The 15,677-nt window shown below is 65.7% G+C and carries 16 protein-coding genes; 12 read left to right on the top strand and 4 right to left on the bottom strand.

Going from position 1 to position 15,677, the window contains the following annotated elements; translation table 11 throughout:
• Positions 1 to 117 precede the first annotated feature (117 nt).
• Genes GY24_RS03025 through GY24_RS02995 form a run of 7 tightly spaced genes read left to right on the top strand, consistent with a single transcriptional unit; the run spans position 118 to position 5,661 of the window.
• Entirely contained in the window at positions 118 to 1,257 is a 1,140-nt protein-coding gene (locus GY24_RS03025) for an FAD-dependent oxidoreductase (protein WP_202972902.1), read from the top strand.
• A gap of 2 nt (positions 1,258 to 1,259) precedes the next feature.
• Complete coding sequence (locus GY24_RS03020) at positions 1,260 to 1,838, top strand: amino acid synthesis family protein (RefSeq protein WP_104474297.1); 579 nt, start codon at positions 1,260 to 1,262, stop codon at positions 1,836 to 1,838.
• 34 nt (positions 1,839 to 1,872) lie between these two features.
• Positions 1,873 to 2,652 (top strand): class II aldolase/adducin family protein, encoded by a 780-nt coding sequence (locus tag GY24_RS03015; RefSeq protein ID WP_104474296.1) that lies wholly within the window; start codon positions 1,873 to 1,875, stop codon positions 2,650 to 2,652.
• 28 nt (positions 2,653 to 2,680) lie between these two features.
• Positions 2,681 to 3,616 (top strand): 3-hydroxyacyl-CoA dehydrogenase NAD-binding domain-containing protein, encoded by a 936-nt coding sequence (locus tag GY24_RS03010; RefSeq protein ID WP_104474295.1) that lies wholly within the window; start codon positions 2,681 to 2,683, stop codon positions 3,614 to 3,616.
• Complete coding sequence (locus GY24_RS03005) at positions 3,616 to 4,470, top strand: alpha/beta fold hydrolase (protein ID WP_104474294.1); 855 nt, start codon at positions 3,616 to 3,618, stop codon at positions 4,468 to 4,470. Before GY24_RS03010 ends, GY24_RS03005 begins: the two co-directional genes overlap by 1 nt.
• A 2-nt stretch (positions 4,471 to 4,472) precedes the next feature.
• A complete protein-coding gene (locus tag GY24_RS03000) occupies positions 4,473 to 4,931 on the top strand; it encodes a YbhB/YbcL family Raf kinase inhibitor-like protein (RefSeq protein WP_104474293.1) in 459 nt (152 codons plus the stop codon).
• Between the two features lie 10 nt (positions 4,932 to 4,941).
• On the top strand, positions 4,942 to 5,661 hold the full coding sequence (locus tag GY24_RS02995; protein WP_104474292.1) for an amidohydrolase family protein: 720 nt from the start codon (positions 4,942 to 4,944) through the stop codon (positions 5,659 to 5,661).
• Positions 5,662 to 5,713: 52 nt separating this feature from the next.
• Here GY24_RS02995 and GY24_RS02990 read toward each other — a convergent pair whose 3' ends face one another.
• The 4 genes from GY24_RS02990 to GY24_RS02975 form a co-directional block, all read right to left on the bottom strand.
• Positions 5,714 to 7,261 carry a GMC family oxidoreductase gene (locus GY24_RS02990; protein WP_202972901.1) on the bottom strand — a complete coding sequence of 516 codons (1,548 nt, stop codon included), beginning with the start codon at positions 7,259 to 7,261 and terminating at the stop codon, positions 5,714 to 5,716.
• A gap of 3 nt (positions 7,262 to 7,264) precedes the next feature.
• Complete coding sequence (gene pldH, locus GY24_RS02985; protein WP_104474290.1) at positions 7,265 to 7,999, bottom strand: pyridoxal 4-dehydrogenase, SDR-type; 735 nt, start codon at positions 7,997 to 7,999, stop codon at positions 7,265 to 7,267.
• 78 nt (positions 8,000 to 8,077) lie between these two features.
• Positions 8,078 to 8,836 (bottom strand): 4-pyridoxolactonase, encoded by a 759-nt coding sequence (gene pldA, locus GY24_RS02980; RefSeq protein WP_104474289.1) that lies wholly within the window; start codon positions 8,834 to 8,836, stop codon positions 8,078 to 8,080.
• Between the two features lie 135 nt (positions 8,837 to 8,971).
• Complete coding sequence (locus tag GY24_RS02975; protein ID WP_104474288.1) at positions 8,972 to 9,370, bottom strand: hypothetical protein; 399 nt, start codon at positions 9,368 to 9,370, stop codon at positions 8,972 to 8,974.
• A gap of 179 nt (positions 9,371 to 9,549) precedes the next feature.
• Here GY24_RS02975 and GY24_RS02970 point away from each other — a divergent pair, with 179 nt between their 5' ends.
• The 5 genes from GY24_RS02970 to GY24_RS02950 all read left to right on the top strand — a co-directional run bounded on the left by GY24_RS02970 (position 9,550) and on the right by GY24_RS02950 (position 15,579).
• Positions 9,550 to 10,644 carry a putative B6 ABC transporter substrate-binding protein gene (locus tag GY24_RS02970; protein WP_104474287.1) on the top strand — a complete coding sequence of 365 codons (1,095 nt, stop codon included), beginning with the start codon at positions 9,550 to 9,552 and terminating at the stop codon, positions 10,642 to 10,644.
• A gap of 101 nt (positions 10,645 to 10,745) precedes the next feature.
• A complete protein-coding gene (locus tag GY24_RS02965; RefSeq protein WP_104474286.1) occupies positions 10,746 to 12,341 on the top strand; it encodes a putative B6 ABC transporter ATP-binding protein in 1,596 nt (531 codons plus the stop codon).
• Positions 12,341 to 13,456, top strand: coding sequence for a putative B6 ABC transporter permease subunit 2 (locus GY24_RS02960; RefSeq protein ID WP_104474285.1), 1,116 nt, complete (start codon positions 12,341 to 12,343; stop codon positions 13,454 to 13,456). The genes GY24_RS02965 and GY24_RS02960 overlap by 1 nt, the downstream gene beginning before the upstream one ends.
• Positions 13,453 to 14,388: an ABC transporter permease gene (locus GY24_RS02955; RefSeq protein ID WP_104474284.1), complete on the top strand. Its 936-nt coding sequence runs from the start codon at positions 13,453 to 13,455 to the stop codon at positions 14,386 to 14,388. The genes GY24_RS02960 and GY24_RS02955 overlap by 4 nt, the downstream gene beginning before the upstream one ends.
• Before the next feature lie 30 nt (positions 14,389 to 14,418).
• Entirely contained in the window at positions 14,419 to 15,579 is a 1,161-nt protein-coding gene (locus GY24_RS02950; protein ID WP_104474283.1) for a pyridoxal-phosphate-dependent aminotransferase family protein, read from the top strand.
• Positions 15,580 to 15,677: the final 98 nt, after the last annotated feature.

The following is a 15,677-nucleotide window of genomic DNA, read 5'->3' as shown; positions in this document are numbered from 1 at the left end:
TGCGCCCAGTTCCGCCGTGATGCCACAATCTCTACTATTGCGAGAAACGATCCTCAGAATATAAGAATTTGTGAAGCAATTGGTTCGTCGCGAGCCACCAAGCGAGGGGAACAAAACATGGCCGAACACCAACGCCACGCCGAGATATCGGGCGGGGGATTCGCAGGGCTCACCGCCGCCACAGCGCTGGCTCGGATGGGCTGGAGTGTTCGAGTGCACGAGCGTGCTCCCGAGCTGCGAACCGAGGGCGCGGGAATCGTCGTCTGGAACAACAGCCTGCAGGTGATCGACAAGCTCGGCGCCACGCACGACCTCATGTCCCGCTCCATGACGCCGCCGGCGTACGAGACCCGGATGAACAACGTGATCCAGTCGCAGGAGACACTCGACGGAATCAGCTGGCGCACGATGACGCGCTCCCACCTCTTCGAGACGCTGCTCTGCGCCGCGCGGGAGGCGGGCGTGCAGGTATTGGCTGGCTCCGAGGTCGCAGGCGCAACGCCGGATGGGAAGATCAGCTTCACGAACGGCGACACGGCCGAGGCTGATCTCATCATCGGCGCCGACGGTGTGGGGTCGGCCGTGCGGGACTCGCTGGAGATTCCGCTCAAGCGCGAGCGTTCGCGCGACGGAATCACGCGTTTCCTGGTGCCCCGCCGCAAGGCAGAGCTTCAGGCGCTCGAACCGGACACCGAGTGGGACAACGTCATCGACTTCTGGAACCTTGATCCGCGGGTGTTGCGGGTGCTCTACACCCCGGCCAACGAAGACGAGCTCTACATCGCATTGATGTCGCCTGCGGCGGATGCCGATGGATCCCGGGTGCCGATCGACCTCGACCTTTGGACCGCCGTCTTCCCCCAGCTCGCCCCCGTGTTGGCAGATGCGGCCAAGACCCCGGGCAAGTACTACGGCTACCAGACCACGCGGCTGGAGTCCTGGACCGACGGAAAGGTCGCCCTGATCGGTGACGCGGCACACGCAATGTGCCCTGCGCTCGCCCAGGGCGCCGGCGCAGCGATGCAGAACGCGTGGACGCTGGCCGTCGCGGCCACCGCAGCCGGCGCCGCCGAGATGCCAGAGGCACTCAAGGAATGGGAGCGGCTGGAGCGTCCGTTTACGGACCGGGTGCAGGATCGCTCGCAACAGTACGCTGACACCCGGGCCATGTCCCAGGGCAATCAGTTCGTCGGCGACAGCATCGAAACCGCGCTTTACAACCCCACTGATCCCAATCGACACACGGTGAAGGCATAACTATGACTATCGATCACTTCTACAAGGTCCGCGCCTGGCACTCCTTCGTGCAGGAATCGACGCATGAGCTCGGCCCGGCGCCCGCCCAGCCCCTCATCAAGGCCGCCGTCGCGGTCGTTCTGCAGAACCCGTTCGCGGGTCAGTGGGTCGAGGATCTGTCCCCCCTCATCGACCCGAGCCCCAGCCTCGGAACAGAGCTCGGCGGCCGTGCCCTCGCACTCCTGGGCGGACGCGCCGCCGAGAGCTATGGCAAGGGTGGCATCGCCGGCCTGAACGGCGAGCAGGAGCACGTCGTGGCCTGCGTGACGACGGTGTTCGGCAACGCGTTCCGCGACGCCATCGGCGGTGGCGACGCCTGGATCTCGTCCGTGACGAAGTCAGGGGCCGCCGGCACCTCGATCGACATCCCGCTGGCGTACAAGCACGAGGTCTACGTGCGCTCGCACTACGACGCGATGACGATCACCCTGCCGGATGCCCCGCGGCCGGACGAGATCGTCATCATCGCCGCGGTGGCCACCGGTGGCCGCCTGAACGCCCGCGTCGGCGGGATCACCGTCGCCGACGTCCTCGCCCGCTAGCAGCACCGATTCCACGAACACCGAAGGAGCCAGAGTGACCTATTCGCACACGCAGTACTACGAGGACCAGTCCATCGCCAGCATCCTGGCCGATGTGGCGCGCGCGCACCGGATTCTGGAGTTGGAGGGCCACGGCGACATGTCGATGGGGCATCTGTCCTTCCGCGACCCCTTCGGGCGCGGCCTCTGGCTGAAGCGCGGCAACCTGGCGCTGAGCGAGGTCGAGGGTGACGATTTCATTCTCATCGACTTCGACGGAAACGTGTTGGAGGGAACAGGACTGCGCCACCTGGAGTGGCCGCTGCACGCCGAGATCCTGAAGGCGCGCCCCGACGTGAACTTCGTCGGTCACTCGCACTCGCACTTCGCCACCGTTCTCGGCGCTTCGGAGGAGACCCTGAAGCCCTACAACAACCACGGGGTCTGGTTCGCGTACGACGGCGTGCCGCGGTTCGCGGAGACCAGCCACATCATCACCACCGTGCCGCTGGGCGTTGCCGCTGCGAAGACGCTCGGCAGCGCGCAGGCCGTCCTCCTCGCCAACCATGGCGTGGCGTTCGTCGGCAGCACAGTCGCGGAGGTGACGCTCACCGGCATCTTCCTGGAGAAGGCAGCCCGCTTCCAGGTCGACCTCAAGTCTTCCGGCTTCACCCCGATCGAGCCCGATCAGGAGGAAACCAGGGAGAAGTTCGATCGCATCTATCCCGCCAAGGCCCAGCACAACTTCTGGACCTACTTCAACCGACGGCTTGAACGCGTCGAGGCCGCATTCGGCATCGGCATCTCGCCCATCGGCCTCCCGCCCGCAATCTGATTCACACAACGCGAGAAAGAGTAAACAGATGACAAGTCTTCCCACCATCGCCACCGTTATCGGATCAGGCACCATGGGCCCGGGTATCGCAGCGACCCTGGCCAGGGCCGGCGCGACCGTGCGGCTCTACGACATCTCCGATGAGGCGATCGCGCGTGCCGAATCCGCCTACGGCATCGTCACCGGTGTGCTCGAGGCCGTCGGATCTCCAACGGTTCCCGGCGGATCGGTCAGCTTCGGCACGGATCTCGATGAGGCCCTCGCGGGCACCGGGCTCATCATCGAGGCCGTGCCAGAGAAGCTCGAGCTGAAGCAGAAGGTGTTCGCCGACATCGAGGCGCGCGTCGGTGACGACGTGATCATCGCCACGAACACCTCCGGCATCCCGATCACGACGATGGCAGAGAGCATGTCTCACCCCGGACGGCTGATCGGGATGCACTGGTCGAACCCGCCGCACCTCATCCCGATGATCGAGATCATCCCCGGTCAGGCAACCGACCTCGCGCTCGTCGACAAGCTGGTCGAGATCGTGAAGGCCTTCAACTACACCCCCGTTGTCGAGAAGGAGATCCCCGGATTCGTCGAGAACCGCGTCCTCTACGCGATCCTCCGCGAGTGCATGGCACTGCTCGAGGAGGGAATCGTCACGCCGGAGGGTCTCGACGCCTGCGTGAAGTGGGGCATTGGGTACAAGCTCTCCGTGGTCGGGCCGACGCGTCTGCTCGACATGGCCGGCCTGGACATCTATCAGGCTGTCTCGAGCTACCTGAACAAGGAACTCGACGTGAGCACCGACACCCCGCAGTTCATCAAAGACAAGATCGCTGCGGGCCAGCTCGGCTTCAAGTCGGGTGGCGGCATGTACGAGTACGGCGAGGGCGACGTCGACGCGAAGCGCAAGGAGATCATCACGGGTCTCATCGCGGCGCGCAAGACGCTCTCCTCCATCCCGAACGTGTAATGACCCTCGCTGTCGGGATCGAAGAGATCGGCGACGGCCTGCTGCGCACCCGGGGGGCTGATGTTGACATCGCCTTCCGGGTTCGTGGTTCCGGGCCGGCGGTCGTGCTCCTGCACGGAACCTCGGCGAACCATGCGGTGTGGGAGCAGATCGGCGACGGACTGGAGGACCACGCGACGGTGATCGCCATCGACCAGCGCGGGCACGGGCGGAGCGACAAACCGTCGACCGGGTACACCGGCCGTGACTTCGCCGGTGACGTCGTGACCGTGCTGGATGCGCTCGGCATCGGGCAGGCGGTTGTGGCCGGGCACTCCCTGGGCGGCCGCAACGCCTGGCTCGTTGGCGCGCTCCACCCGGACCGCGTGACGGGTGTCGTCGTCGTCGACTACACGCCCTACGTGGAACCCGAGGTGCTCGACGAGCTCGAGGTGCGAGTGGCGGGCGGGTTCCGCTCGTTCCGCTCCACCGCCGAGGTCGAGGCCTACCTGCGCGCCCGCTACACCGCGATCCTGCCCGGAGCCGTCGAGCGCCGCGCGCGCTGGGGGTACGCCGCGCAGGCCGACGGCACGCTGGTGCCCCACGCGGATCCCGAGGCCATGCGCCAGCTGATCGACGGCTTCCGCACCCCGTGGGACGACGCGTTCCGCTCCGTGCGGGCGCCGATGGTGCACCTCCGCGGTGCGGAGAGCCGCATCGTCAGCGAGGCGGCCTGGGACGCCGCGATCACCGACCGTCCCGGCGACCGCTGGGTCGTCGTCGACGGAGCCGACCACTACATTCCAGAAGAATTCCCTGACCTTGTCACCGCCGAGCTCGACCGCGTGCTCGGCGCCCGTATCCGAAAGGACTAGCCATGCCCCTCTTCATCGACAAACTTGCCGTCTCCAGCCCCGACTTCGGCAGCCTCGAGCGCATCCCGCCCCAGTTCACCGCAGACGAGGAGAACCTCGTTCCCGCCATCGCCATCGAGGGCGCGCCAGAGGGCACCGTCGAGTTCGCCCTCATCCTCAACGACCCGGACGCCCCGCTCACGCATGGCTTCACCCACTGGGTGGTCTACGGCATCCCGGCCGACGCCACGACCCTCGACCTCGGGGCGCCCGGCGTGCGCATGGGCCCGAACGGCCTGGGCGAGGCGTCATACTCCGGCCCGCAGCCGCCCTTCGGCCACGGCCAGCACCACTACTACTTCACCCTGTACGCACTGGGAACGCCCGTCGAAGGAGCCCCCAACCGGGAGGAGTTCCTCGCGCAGCACGGCGAGTCGATCATCGAGCAGGCGCGCTTCGTCGCCCACTTCTCCCGCGACTAGGAGGCAGCGCATGCCCATCACCGACGCACACATGCATGTCGGGGCCTTCCCGACCTTCGGCGTGAACCTCGACGAGGACAGCCTGGCCGGGTACCTCGTCGACAACAACATCGACAACGCGATGATCTTCCACCAGGACAACGCGATGGTGCAGCGGGTGATCCAGGAGATCCCCGGCGCGTACGGCCTGTACTGGGCGAACCCGAAGCTCGGCGACCCGCTGCCCGAGTTGCGGGACTTCCTTGACGACCCGAAGTTCCGGGGCGTCAAGCTGCACCCTCTGATGGACGGCTTCCACCCCGACGATCCCATGGTGTGGCCGATCATCGAACTGTTGATCGAGCGCGACCTGCCCGCCCTGATCCACTGCGGGCACCCGATCTTCTCCCTACCCTGGAGCATTGAGGAGCTCATCTCCCGCTACGAGGACGCGAAGATCATCCTCGGGCACATGGGCCACGGCAACATCATCTACATCGACGCCTCGATCAAGGTGGCCGAGCGCCACCCCAACGTCTGGCTCGAGACCAGCGGCATGCCGATGAGCGTGAAGATCTTCGAGGCGGTGCAGAAGGTCGGCTCCGACCGGGTGATGTACGGCTCCGACGGCCCCTGGCACGAGCCGAAGGTGGAACAGCTCAAGGTGCAGCTCAGCGGTCTCGAGGGCGACGCCCTCGAGGACGTCATGCACCGCACGGCGCAGCGTCTCTTCCTGGGCGCCGACGTCTAGCAGGCAGCACAGAACGCCGGCTCGCCCGTCCACGGGTGAGCCGGCGTTCTGCCTATCTGGTGAACGAGTCCGCGAAAGACTCCGCAATCGCAAGCACAGCGGCGTGCACCGGCCCGGCCGTGATGGACGGGATGACGGAGGCATCGACGACATGCAGACCCCGCAGGCCTCGGAAGCGCAATTCCGGCGTCACGGGAGCGTCTTCGGCGGCGCCCATGCTGAGCGTGCCGACCGGGTGATGGTGCGTTATCGCCGCTCGGGCGATGAAGTCGGCGAGATCCTCATCTGTCGTCACCGACGAGTTGGGCAGGATCTCCTCGTCACGCCACATCGACAGGCCATCGGATGACCCGACGAGGCGTGCGTGCTCGAGCGCCGCTCTGAACATCTCACGGTCGTGCTCCGTGTCGAGGTAGTTCGGATCGATGACGGGCTCGTCCGACACATGGGGGCCGCTGATTCTGAGAGAGCCGCGGCTGCTGGGATTGGTGACGCCGAAGAGCAAGGTGTATCCCTCGCCGACGTCCAGCTGGTCCGCTGCAGAGCCGACGAACGACTCCGAGGCGCTCAGGCCCACGACGCAACCCACAACGATGTCTGCCGCCCCCCGGGTCTCGCCGAGGCCGGCGAGCGAGAGGTATGTCATCGATTCGGAGAGTTGCAGTTTCGTGGCGGGAACAGGGCGACGCGCACGATAGAGATTCCCTGCGCCCAACAGGTGATCATGCAGATTCCGACCGACGCCGCGCGATTCGAGCACAACATCGACGCCGGCCGCCCTGAGCACCTCGGGATCGCCGACGCCGGAGCGCATGAGCAAAAGCGGATCGCCGATCGAGCCCGCCGCCAGGATCACCTCGTCGGCCAAGAGCGTCTCCTCTGCTCCGTCTCGCTCGATCTGGGCGCCGATGACCTGGCCATCAACAATCAGCAGGCGGTGCACCGTCGCGCCGGTGAGCAGGGTGAGGTTCGGGCGCCCGAGCACGGGGTCGAGGTATACATCGGACACAGTGACCCGCTCCCCGCCTCGAATGGTGAGCGAGTTCCGGGTCGCGCCCAGCATCTCGCCACCGTTGTGGTCCGAGATGCCGGGTACGCCGAGCGCTTGCCAGGCGGCGAGATAGTCCTGCACCAACGGGCTCGACACGTCGTCGCCGGGGAGCATCACCGGAAGCGGCCCGGCGTCTCCGTGCACGGCATCTGCACCGCCGGAGAACGTCTCCGATCTGATGAAGAAGGGAAGCAGGGAGTCCCAGGACCAGCGCTCGTCGCCGGTCGCCGCGACCCAGCGGTCGAAGTCGGCGCGGCAGCCACGCATATGGGCCATGGCGTGCACGAGGCTGGAGCCGCCGGGGCCCCTGCCCCGAGCCCAGTCCAGGCTGCGGCCCGCGAGCCCGGGCTGCGGCGTGGTCCGATAGCTCCAATCGTAGGATCGGCCGTGTATCCGGGGCCACAGCTCTGGCCTGCGCATCTCTGGATCTGTGACTCGCTCGCCGGCCTCCACAACGGTGACGCGGCGAGACGAGTCGGCGCTGAGCCGATTCGCCAGGACACTTCCGGCTGAGCCGGCCCCGACGATCAAGACGTCGATGTGCTCCACGATCTAGTTGCGGGTGTGTCCGGCATCGACCACGAGCGTTTGGCCCGTGATCCACTCGGCCTTCTCAGACGCGAGGAATGCGACCGCGGGGGCGACATCGGACGGCACTCCGCGGCGATTGATCGCCTGCATCGGCACGACGTAGTCGAAGCCGTGTTGGTGGGCGCTCGAGAGCACCCCTTCACTCGCGATGATGCCGGGGGCGACCGCGTTGATGGTGATCCCGAGCGGGCCGAGCTCGCCGGCAAGTGCGCGCACCAGACCGATGGATGCGCCCTTGGTGGCGACGTAGTGCGCGCAGTTGGGTGTTCCGGCAACGAAAGTGTTCGATGCAATGTTGACGATCCTGCCGTAGCCGGCCTCGCCCATGACGGCGGTGACGGCGTGGGTGACGAGGTAGACACCGTCGACGTTCACCGACATGACGCGGCGCCACTCCTCGAAGCTGATCTCCGCCCAGGGCGTCAGCGGAACGAGCGCGGCGTTGTTCACCAGGACGTCGATGCGACCGAGCTCGTCGACGATCTCACCGACGACGGTCGACACTTGTTCGGGGCTGCTCACATCGAGCGTCTTCGCCACGCCGCCGATGCGATCTGCCACGGCCTGCGCGCCATCACCGTTGATGTCTGCGACGACGACCTTGAGGCCTTCTGCGGCGAGCTCGGCGGCAATGGCGGCGCCGATGCCCTGTGCTGCTCCGGTGACGAGCGCGACGCGCTGTTCTGACTTGGCCATGTGGGGTGGTCCTCTCTGATGGATGCTGGGGTGTGCTGCGAGCGGCAGACCACTGTGGGTGGCCGCCTCTGGTGACGCCTAGTTGCCGCCGTAATACTCCGGCGCGAGCTTCCAACCCAGGTAGGGCTCGAGCTCGTGTGACGGGTACAGGTCTGCGTTCTTGGTGCGCGCCAGGTAGTTGAGGCGGCGGATGGCCTCGACGGACTTAGTCGGGTCGAGGTGGAAGCCGGCAATCCACTCCTTCTCGAGCGTGGTGCGGGTGTATGCCGCGTCGCCGCAGAAGAGCATGCTCTTCTCCTGCTCCATCTCGACCATCAGCGAGTAGTGCCCGATGGTGTGCCCAGGCGTTTCGAAGAGCCAGACGCCCGGAACGATCTCGAAGTCGCCGGCGACCGGGGTGTAGTTCACGCCCGGGTGGTCGAAGGAGAGGTCGGAGTAGCCGAGGCGTTCGAAGGGCTCGGGAACCTTGGCGTGGCGCAGCTCCTCTTTGTGCACGAGGGTCTTCGCGTTGGTGAGGTACTTGTTGCCACCCACGTGGTCGAAGTGGAAGTGCGAGTTGACGACGATGTCGACGTCCTCAGGCGTGAAGCCGGCCTTCGCGAGCTGGGCAGGGATAGTCTGCTCCGGGGTCTGCTCTGGAAGCTCGAACGGAAGAACCTTGTTGACGTGGTCCAGGTCGAAGCCGGTGTCGAAGAGGATCAAGGCGTCGGGATGCTCGATGAGCACGCTGTAGACAGGGAACCGGACAGGGTTCCCGGCATTGATGTGCCAATGCACATCTGACTCGTCGATGACGAGCGTTCCACCGTCAAGCAGGTAGACCTTGGGATCGGGCATCGTGACCTCACTTCCGCTTCAATTCTCATAATGCGTTAATGAGTGCTTACGTTATGAGAATGGATTTGGTGGTGTCAAGAGCTTCCCGAGTAATTAATGTGCGGGAAACACTGGCCCCCTCCGGCGCCGCTTCGCTCAGCTCGCGGTCACAGCGGGGAAGTCCTCGAAGGCGGGCGCGAAGTCATAGTGGGCCCAGCGATAGCAGTGATCGAGCATGGGCTCCAGCGCGAAGTCGCCGATGCAGGTCGCGTCCTGGTAGCGCTCGCCGGTTTCGTCTGTGTAGTGCACCCTGCAGATCACGCGCCAGAGTGTGCTGCTGTCGACGGCCGCGTCCTCGATGGCGTGCGTAGAGGGCAGCCAGCACTCGGTCGAGCTGATGCGGTGCGCACTCACGTTCGACGTGGGGCCTGCCACGGCGGCCAAGGTTTCGAGGGCCGCGGAGTCCTGCGCGGAGAGCGGCGGCGGGCTGGAGCAGCCGACGAGCGCGAGCGCGGCTGCGGCGGCGAGCGGGAGGAGTGCGTGGTACCGGTTCATGGGAACCTCCTTACCCTCACATCATCTGAGGCATGTGTTTCGGGGGAGTAAAACCTTTGCGTCATCGTTGACGCGGCCATCATTCTTCTCATACTGTAGCGCCTACCCCGCACATTGTGAGAAGACAGCACCTCAAAACACAACGGACATGGGGCACCCTACTGGAGAGGACTTCATCAATGTTTACACTCAGCACTGCCGCCGGAAGCCGCACGGCTACCCGTTTCGCCATCGTGGCGACCGCCGGCGCACTCGCCCTCAGCCTCGCAGGCTGTGCAGGAGGCCGCGGCGGCGACACCCCCGCCGCCGAACCGAGCTCGACGGCGGGCACCACTGTCACCGCGTTCGCCCTCGTCGCCCCAGAGAACGAATCCGACTTCGGTTGGAACCAGGCCGGACTGGTCGGGGCGGAGGCGGCCGCCGCAGAGCTCGGCATCGACGTGACCCTGGTGCCGGATGCCGGTTGGGACAATGCCGAGACCGTCCTCGGCCAGGTGATCGACAGCGGCGCACAATTCGTGGTTGCCCACGCATCCGGCTACGGCGTTGCCGGCACAAGCGTGGCACGGGCGAAGCAGACGCCGATTCTCATCCAGGATGCGGGCGAGAACATCCCCGGACAGATCGCCGTCACCAAGACCCATGCGCAGGAGGGCGGCTACCTCGCGGGCATCGCCGCCGCGATGACGACGACGAGCAACACGATCGGCATCGTGGTGTCTGCAGACGACATCAACTGGTTCAAGATGTCGGCAGGGTTCGCCGAGGGCGTGTACAGCGTCGACCCGTCGATCCAGGTGCTCTACACCTCCGTCGGCCCGGCCGAGTACGCCGACGCCGCCGGCGGCAAGACCGCCACCGAGCAGCTCATCGCTGCAGGTGCAGACGTCATCTTCGGTATGGGAGACGGTGCGACGCACGGATACCTGCAGGCCGTCGAGGCTGCCCCTGGCGTGAAGTACATCGCCGACATCGGAGATGTCACCTCGGGGCTCAACGACCCGAGCGTGCTCCTCACCTCGGTGCTCTGGAACTACGGACCCACCTACGTGCAGGCGATCAAGGACGTCGAAGCCGGCACCTTCGGCTCAGCCGGCTACGAGCTGACCGTCGGCAACGAGGGCTTGACGCTGCAGCAGACCGACAACCTGACCGCGGAGATCCTCGCCGCCATCGACGCCGCCAAGGCGGGAATCATCGATGGCTCGATTGTGCCGACGCCGGCCGAATCGGCCGACGAGGTCAAGGCAGTCGTCGCTGCGAAGGGCGCCTGAGCCCCACAGCCGCAGCTGCGCCGCCACCAGGCGAGCTGTCGGCGGTCACGACGTGACCGCCGACAGCTCCACCTCCATCGCCTTCCTGCCAGGAGAATTCTTTGACTACACCGATTGCGCCGGACGTGATCTCCCTCAGAGGGATCACCAAGGCTTTTCCCGGGGTCGTTGCCAACGACCACATCTCTCTCGACATCGTGAGCGGGCAGGTCCATTGCCTGCTCGGAGAGAACGGCGCCGGTAAATCGACGCTCATCAGCATCCTCGCCGGCATGCAACAGCCCGACTCAGGCACGATCGCCATCAATGGAGTGCCGGCGGCGATCAACTCGCCGAAGGTCGCCGTCGACTATGGCATCGGAGTTGTGCACCAGCACTCCACCCTGGTGCCCGCCTTCACCGTGCTGGAGAACCTCATGCTCGGCGAGTCCGGGCTGATGCTCGAGAAGAAGCGTGCCGTCGAGCGTCTCGATGAGCTCGCGGAGCTTCTCGGAGCCCAGATCGACCCAAACGTGCTCGCCTCCGACCTCGGGCTCGGGCAGCAGCAGCAGGTGGAGATCGCGAAGGCCATCTGGAAGGGCAGCCGCCTGCTCATCCTGGACGAACCGACGTCGATGCTCACCCCGCAGGCAATCGAGCACCTTGCCGAAAGCGTGGACCGTGTGAAGCGCCAAGGGCTCGCCGTTGTCTTCATCACCCACAAGCTGCGCGAGGCGTATTCGATGGGCGACTGTGTCACCGTACTTCGCGGCGGGCGCAACGTCGGCCACATCTCGGTCGAGGAGCTCGCCTCCTACGATGAGCAGCAAGCACAGGATGCCATCCTCAGCGCGATGTTCGGCGAGGACATCGCCACGGTGGGCGCCGATGCCGCCGAGCTCGCGGGTGCCACCGCCGCGACGAGGGAGATCCAGGCGATCGATCTGGACCGCCGGGCGGTGCGCTTGTCACTCGCCGGGGTCTCCAGTCGTGGCAACAGCCGCGACGTCGAAGTCAGCGACGTCACCCTCGAGCTGCACGAGGGCGAGATCCTCGGAATCGCCGGAATCGATGGACACGGTCAGGGGGCGTTGGCTGAGGTTGTCGCGGGCCAGCGAACCGCGCACGCCGGACGGGTGAACTTCGATGGCGAAGACGTGACGCGGCTGGGCGTGCGCAGACGCCAACAGCTCGGCATTCGCTATGTGACGGACGACCGCCTGCACGAGGGCACCATCGGCTCGATGTCTGTCGCCCTGAACCTTGTGGTCAAGCGCATCGGGCAACGGCCCTTCTGGCGCTTCGGCCAGATCCAGCGCAAGGCGGTGGACGCCGAGGCGGCCGCCCAGATAGCAAAGTACGAGATCCGAACGCCGTCACCGGCGACCCGTGCGGGCACGCTGTCTGGCGGCAACATCCAGAAGATCTTGTTGGCGCGCGAACTCACGAACGGCGCGCAGTTGGTCGTCGTGAACAAACCGACGTATGGACTCGACCTCAAGACCGTGCATCTTGTTCGCGAGATCCTCATCGATTTCGCTGCGAAGGGCGGGTCGGTGCTCCTGCTGTCCACCGACCTGGATGAGCTCGTCGAGCTTTCACACCGAATCGAGATCGTCTCCAGCGGTCGCATCGTGGGCAGCGTCGCCAACGACGGACCCGGGACAGCAGAGAAGGTCGGCCAATACATGACCGGAGCAATCGAGGGGGTTCACTGATGGGCGCTGAACACCAGAGAGGCCGAAAGGCCCTCGACGAGGTAGTCAGGTCGGTGCTTCCGGTCGTCCTGGCACTTGTTGTGGCCGGCCTGATCATCCTGGCCATGGGCAGCAACCCCCTCGACTTCTTTGCGGGCGTCTGGACGTACGGTGTCACCGGCTCCAACTGGCAGCGGAGTCTGGTGCTGATGGCTCCTCTCCTCATCGTCGCGGTCGGCCTCATTGTGGCCTTCCGAGGGCAGCTGTGGAACCTCGGCTACAACGGCCAGTATCTGCTCGGTGCGGTGGTGGCATCCGGATTCGGGCCCTACCTCTTCGACGCCATGCCGGTCTGGCTGGCGACCATCGTGATCTTCCTCGGCTCGCTCCTGGTCGGTGCGATCTGGTCGCTCGTCCCGTCGATCCTCAAAGCGCGATACGGCACGAATGAGATCATCACCTCGCTGGTCATGTCCTTCATCGGCATCGGCGTCGCCAACCTTCTCATCAAGGGTCCGTTCAAGGACACGACGACTCCCCAGCCTCAAACAGCGGTCATCGGTGACGAGAATCTGCTCGCCTACATCCCAGGCACCAGCATCCATGTCGGCCTGATCATCGCGCTCGTGCTCGCGGTTGTCGCGCAGTTCGTCTTCAGCCGCACCTCTTTCGGGCTGCGGATGGACATCTTCGGGGCAAGCCCGAAGGCCGCGCGACACGTCGGCATCAACTCAACGTGGATGGTCATCCTGTTGTTCGCGCTCTCCAGCGGCCTCATCGCGTTCGCCGGCGCGGTCGATGTGCTGGGGCAGTACAGCTACCAGCGCGCCAACTGGAACCCGCACTACGGAGACGCGGTCATGCCGTTTGTCTTCCTGGCGCGCCTCAGCCCGATCGCGGCCATTCCTCTGGTCGGCTTCTACGCGGTGCTCGCCACGGGCGGGACCCTTGCCGCACAGCAGGCGGGGCTGAACGTCGACTTCCTGCTCGTCATTGTGGGCCTCATCCTCATCTTCATGACCATCACCGAGTACGTCGGCGAACGGCGCCGTCTCGGCCAGAGCTATCTGCCCCCTGGACTGCGGCGCACGCTGGCGCGGCCGTTCCAGACCGGCGCTGCAAGGAAGGAATCATGAGTGACCTGCTGTCGGCGGCGTTCGTCACCGTCTTCATCGCTACCGTCATCGCACAGGCGATGCCCCTCATGCTCGCCGCCGTCGGGGAGAACATCGGTGAACAGGCCGGCGTGCTGAACCTCGGTATCGAGGGCGTGATGCTCATCGGTGCATACACCGGGTTCATCGTCACACTCACGACAGGCAATTTCTGGCTCGGCATGCTCGCCGGCGCCGTGGGCGGGGTGGTCGGCAACCTCGCGATGCTGGTCCTCAATGTGTGGCTCGGGCTCAACCAGATCGTCGTCGGCCTGGCCGTGACGTTGATCGGCGAGGGCATCACGAGCGTGCTCTACCTGCAGAACAACGCCAAGTCGGTCACGAGCCTCGGGGCCCCGCCGGAGTTCAAGATCCCCTTCCTCGCCGATATCCCCGTGATCGGCCCGGCGCTCTTCCAGCAGTCGGCGTTGTTCTGGGTTGCGGTCATCTTCGTGATCGCGGCGGGGTTCTTCCTCTCCCGGACCAACTGGGGCCTCTCCATCCGGGCCGCCGGGCAGAAGCCCTCCTCGTTGGATGCCGCGGGCGGCAGTGTGGTGAAGATCCGCTCACACGCCGTGCTCCTGAGTGGTGCGTTCGTCGGATTGGGTGGCGCCTACCTCGCGTTGATCACCACATCCACGTTCACGCCGTTCATCACGAACGGCCTCGGGTTCATCGCCATCGTCATCACGATGCTCTCCCGCGGTCGAATCATCCTGGTGGCGATCACCTCCGTGGTCTACGGGCTCACCGTGGCCATCGGGCCGGCGCTGCAGGTGCTCGGGTACAACGTCTCGGCCGACGTCATCAAGATGATCCCGTTCATCGTCGTCATCCTCACACTGATCGTGTTCGCGCGGACCTCGGTCGTCCCGCCCGCCCTGGGCACGTCCTACACCCGCGGCGCACGCTGACCCCGACCTCTTCAGATAAGGAACCACATCATGGCATCACCTGATTTCACCCTCTCGGCCGGACCCGTCACGGTCACCGCGCGCACGCTGGCCGCACTCGGCAAGCCGATCCTCTACCACTACGACCCCGAGTTCCTGACGGCATTCGAGCGCACCCAGGGCAAGGTCGCCCAGGTGTTCAGAACCACGAACGATATCGTCCTCATGCAGGGCGAGGCCATCGTGGGGCTGGAGGGCGCCCTGCGCTCGCTCATCACGCCGGGAATGCACGTGCTCAACCTCGTGCAGGGCGTTTTCGGCAAGGGCACTGGCTACTGGATCACGGACTTCGGCGCGGTGCTGCACGAGATCGAGGTCGGCTACGACGACGCGGTCTCGCCCGCCCAGGTCGAGGCCTATCTTGATCTGCACCCGGAGATCCAGATGGTCTGCCTCGTGGCATCCGAGACGCCGTCCGGAACAGTCACCGATGTCGCTGCGATTGGCCCGCTCTGCCGGGACCGCGGGATCCTGAGCTACGTCGACACCGTGTCCGGGGTGCTCGGCATGCCGTGGGAAACCGATGAGTGGGGACTGGACCTGTGCGTCGCCGGAGCGCAGAAGTGCCTCGGGGGCCCTCCCGGGGTCGCCCTCATCTCTGTGAGCCAGAGGGCCTGGGACGCGATGTACGCGAACCCGGCGGCTCCGCGCGACTCCTACCTGTCGCTGATCGACTGGAAGGAGAAGTGGCTGGGCGGGCGCCGCTTCCCCTACACGCCGTCCGTGAGCGACATCAACGGACTTGAGTCGGCTCTCGACCAGGCGCTCGAAGAGGGCGTCGACGCGGTCGTCGCCAGGCACGAGGATGCCGCGGCGGTGACGCGCGCGGGCGCGACGGCGATGGGCCTGACGCTTTGGGCGAAGAGCGAGACGTTCGCGTCGGCCTGCGTCACATCCATCCGGCTCCCGGACGACATCGACAACGTGCGGGTGCGAGACCACGCCAGGGAGGTGTACGGTGTGATGCTCTCGCATGGCCAGGGCGCGGGGAACCTTGTGCGCCTGTCGCACATGGGTCCGACGGCGGGCGGGCTCTACTCGATCGTCGGGCTGGCGGCGCTGGGGCGGACCCTGGTGGATCTCGGCATGCAGCTCGACGTCGGTGCCGGTCTGGAGCAGGCGCTCGCCGTGCTCAGCACACAGCGGAATTGAATTGACTTCACGATGCCCAGGGCGCACGCATAGTGTAGACAGGAAGTGCATATGAGCCTTAATCAGCCCCCAGAGAGCCGGCGCGCCGGATCGCCAGT

It is taken from the genome of Microterricola pindariensis (assembly GCF_002936985.1).
GTDB classification, from domain to species: Bacteria; Actinomycetota; Actinomycetes; order Actinomycetales; family Microbacteriaceae; genus Microterricola; species Microterricola pindariensis.
The sequence above is the reverse complement of the archived record's forward strand: the minus strand, read 5'-3'. Positions and strand labels throughout refer to the sequence as shown.

Bases quoted from the DNA above. Each gene is read 5' to 3' on its own strand.
- GY24_RS02995 (WP_104474292.1), top strand. From the start codon at position 4,942: ATGCCCATCACCGACGCACACATGCATGTCGGGGCCTTCCCGACCTTC.
- GY24_RS02960 (WP_104474285.1), top strand. From the start codon at position 12,341: ATGGGCGCTGAACACCAGAGAGGCCGAAAGGCCCTCGACGAGGTAGTC.
- pldA (WP_104474289.1), bottom strand. From the start codon at position 8,836: ATGCCCGATCCCAAGGTCTACCTGCTTGACGGTGGAACGCTCGTCATC.
- GY24_RS02955 (WP_104474284.1), top strand. From the start codon at position 13,453: ATGAGTGACCTGCTGTCGGCGGCGTTCGTCACCGTCTTCATCGCTACC.
- pldH (WP_104474290.1), bottom strand. From the start codon at position 7,999: ATGGCCAAGTCAGAACAGCGCGTCGCGCTCGTCACCGGAGCAGCACAG.
- GY24_RS02970 (WP_104474287.1), top strand. From the start codon at position 9,550: ATGTTTACACTCAGCACTGCCGCCGGAAGCCGCACGGCTACCCGTTTC.
- GY24_RS03000 (WP_104474293.1), top strand. From the start codon at position 4,473: ATGCCCCTCTTCATCGACAAACTTGCCGTCTCCAGCCCCGACTTCGGC.
- GY24_RS02950 (WP_104474283.1), top strand. From the start codon at position 14,419: ATGGCATCACCTGATTTCACCCTCTCGGCCGGACCCGTCACGGTCACC.
- GY24_RS03020 (WP_104474297.1), top strand. From the start codon at position 1,260: ATGACTATCGATCACTTCTACAAGGTCCGCGCCTGGCACTCCTTCGTG.
- GY24_RS03010 (WP_104474295.1), top strand. From the start codon at position 2,681: ATGACAAGTCTTCCCACCATCGCCACCGTTATCGGATCAGGCACCATG.
- GY24_RS03025 (WP_202972902.1), top strand. From the start codon at position 118: ATGGCCGAACACCAACGCCACGCCGAGATATCGGGCGGGGGATTCGCA.
- GY24_RS03005 (WP_104474294.1), top strand. From the start codon at position 3,616: ATGACCCTCGCTGTCGGGATCGAAGAGATCGGCGACGGCCTGCTGCGC.
- GY24_RS02975 (WP_104474288.1), bottom strand. From the start codon at position 9,370: ATGAACCGGTACCACGCACTCCTCCCGCTCGCCGCCGCAGCCGCGCTC.